This is a genomic window from Seonamhaeicola sp., from assembly GCF_028281565.1.
Classification (GTDB): Bacteria; Bacteroidota; Bacteroidia; order Flavobacteriales; family Flavobacteriaceae; genus Seonamhaeicola.
Genome location: NZ_JANQJQ010000028.1, coordinates 1 through 2,934 on the forward strand (window position 1 = coordinate 1; position 2,934 = coordinate 2,934).

Annotated in this window: 3 protein-coding genes; all 3 read left to right on the plus strand. The window is 36.4% G+C overall.

Features of this window, described 5'->3' with window-relative positions; all coding sequences use genetic code 11:
• Positions 1-772: MATE family efflux transporter (locus tag Q0983_RS12855; RefSeq protein ID WP_299553867.1), on the plus strand; the 772-nt coding region annotated here is incomplete at its 5' end.
• Between the two features lie 123 nt (positions 773-895).
• Complete coding sequence (locus tag Q0983_RS12860) at positions 896-1,630, plus strand: L-2-amino-thiazoline-4-carboxylic acid hydrolase (RefSeq protein ID WP_299553869.1); 735 nt, start codon at positions 896-898, stop codon at positions 1,628-1,630.
• A complete protein-coding gene (locus Q0983_RS12865) occupies positions 1,614-2,612 on the plus strand; it encodes an AraC family transcriptional regulator (RefSeq protein WP_299553872.1) in 999 nt (332 codons plus the stop codon). Before Q0983_RS12860 ends, Q0983_RS12865 begins: the two co-directional genes overlap by 17 nt.
• Positions 2,613-2,934 lie beyond the last annotated feature (322 nt).

Consider the following 2,934-nt stretch of genomic DNA (forward strand, 5'->3'; position numbering starts at 1 on the left):
TTCGCAAAGCATTGTTTTAATTGGCAACGTAATCTATTTCAAATCCGGTAAAAGTATTATTAAGATAACCAAGAAAAGCTTTAAAATGTCTTTCGATATAATGCCAAAAATATTAAGCGTTGGATTTTCCGGGATGGTCATGCAAATAATGCCGGCCATTCAGATGGCTTTAATGTTTAGGGTATTATTTTCTTACGGTGGGGAAAATAGTGTTATTGTGATGAGTGCCGCCTATCGAGTGATGACCTTTGCTTTTATAGTCTTATGGGGAATTGCCCAAGGAGTTCAACCGATTATTGGTGCCAATTATGGAGCCAGGCAATTTGCTCGGGTCAAGAAAGCATTTTTATCATTTGCCGGGATAGCTACCGGAATTGCCGTCCTTTTGTGGTTCAGCTTTCTGTTATTTCCCAAATTTATAATGGGTTGGTTTATTACCGATGCAAGCTTAGTACAGAGTAGTGTAGGACAGTTCAGAATTTTTCTGGGAATATTTCTTTTATATGGGGTTCTGGCTATGAGCATTGTCTTTTTTCAAGCTATTGGAAAAGGTTCTAAAGCCGCTATTCTGGTTACGGGAAGACAAATACTGTTTTTTATTCCCCTTGTATTATTTTTGCCGAAGTTGTTGGGTGAAACAGGGGCCTGGCTGGCCATGCCCCTGGGTGATCTGCTGATTACTATATTGGGTATTTTGCTACTTATATTAGAGTTTAAAACTCTCGATAAAATAAAGACAATGGATAATGGTAATAAAGCTGTGTTACCTTAGTAGTGAAGGATGCACCGATTATCCTCCTGGATGAAGCAACCAGTTTTGACGCGGATAATGAGGAGCAGATCCGGTTAGCTATCTTTAGTACTTTCCATTCAAAGATGAGGAGATGATGGAAAAGTGAAAACAGAGAATAACAAAAATTATTATGTTGAGATAAAAGATAAAATGATCAAGGATTTTGACAAAATGTTTCAATGTACACGGCAGGCTTTAGAACAGCATTTTAACCAGAATAAAATAGATCAGTTGTATCAAGCAAGCAAAGAGGAATACGTAAATTTACTCCCGCACGTGCCTTATATTGGTGGACTAAAAAACAAACTGACCATGAATCTAATTGGTGGAGCGATAGTACTGGCGGTAGTTAAGCCTTTGGAAAAAGAAGGATTAACTACACGAGAAATCGGCAAGGTTATCTACACAACGTTTGCTCTGTATGTTCAAGCTAAACCCTGTTTCTTGCGTTGGCTAATTAATAAGCTGGTATTTGCAAGTTCTTCTTTAAAAAAGGCCAAAAGACAAGCGGAAGAATCTCTTTTCCGTAAATATTCCGGGGATTTTGTCACAGAGTTTGTTGAAGGTGATGGTGAGAACTTTGATTTTGGCATCGACTATATTGAGTGCGCTATCCATAAGCTCTACCAGCAACAAGCAGCCGAAAAATACTTACAGTATGTCTGTCTGGGCGATTATCCAATGTTCCAGGCTTTAGGTATAGGTTTTTCCCGTACGCAAACGATTGGAAGTGGTGGTCACAAATGTGATGCCCGGTTTAAAAGGGGCGGAAAAACCGCTAACGGATGGCCGCCGGAAGAGTTAGCAGAATGGAAGGAGATTGAACCGACAAAATAGAGGAGGGGGTGCCTTAGAAATAAGTGCTGTCAAAAATACTTTTTTAAAAAAATATACAATCGAACAAGAGAGGAGTAAAGAGAAATTAACATACCAGTTACTCCCTGGATATGGAAATGGGAAGACGGTTATCTATCCAATCATTCAAGGGATGTATTTAATCTTAAATGAATTTACGCTGAAAGGTCAATTTAAAAATAAGATAAATGCTGATTTTTCCAATTCTTTTATCAAAATTGAATACTGTTTGAAGGGGAAATATATAGCTAACTTTAAAGACGGCAAGATTGCTGTTGTGAAAGGGAACAGTGTCTATTATGCCAGGAATGGTAATAATCATTGTCTGGGTGCTGATTTTAAGGGCAAAAAATATCAAAGTATTTATATTTTATGTTATTTAAAGCAAACTATAAATTCACTAGGACAGCTGCTGGGGGTTTCAAAAGATGCGATCAATGAGTATTACGAAAAAATTGCTCAAAGTAAAAAGCTGGTCATAGTAGAAACAGAGCCAGAAGTTATTGGCATGATCAATAAAATTAATCAGTATATGAAATCTGCTCACCTTGAATTGCTTAAACTCCAGGTGATTGAACTTTTTTTATCGGAAATGAAGCACTTTGATCATTATCGAAAAATAAGGAAAAAATATCTATCTAAATTAACTGTTAATAAAATTGGGTTAATTAAAAAGTTTATTGAAGTGAATATGCAGGAACATATTACGATCGATCAACTGGCCAAAAGATTTGATATCGGTACCACTAATTTAAAAGAATCCTTTAAGTATCTTTATGGAACAGGTATCTATACCTATCTGAGGAATTATCGAATGGAAAAAGCCGGTGAACTTCTCAGGAATAGCGATTGTAACATCCTGGAGATTGCCAATATGCTCGGTTATTCTAATCAAAGTAATTTTGGGTCAGTCTTTAAAGATTGTTATGGTGTATCTCCGCTGAAATACAGGAAAAGTATTTAAATTATGGTTAATTAATACTAAATAGAGACTTTTTCGCAACTGGATTAACGCGGAGGTCTTTTTTTCTATAGCCTAAATAATGAAGTTTCCGACTAATTGCAGTGATTTTAGACTGAATGAGGTAGAAAAAAGAGGCTAACTGGATATAGAATATAAGATAGTAACTGGAGGTAGTTGAATTATGAACAATAGTAGACAAAAATTATTGGAGATGAGTTTGGGCAAGGTATTTATGAAATTGGCCTTACCGGCAATGATTGGTATGATGTCAGTAGGTCTTTATAATATGGCAGATGCCATATTTGTCGGTCAACTTGTGTCA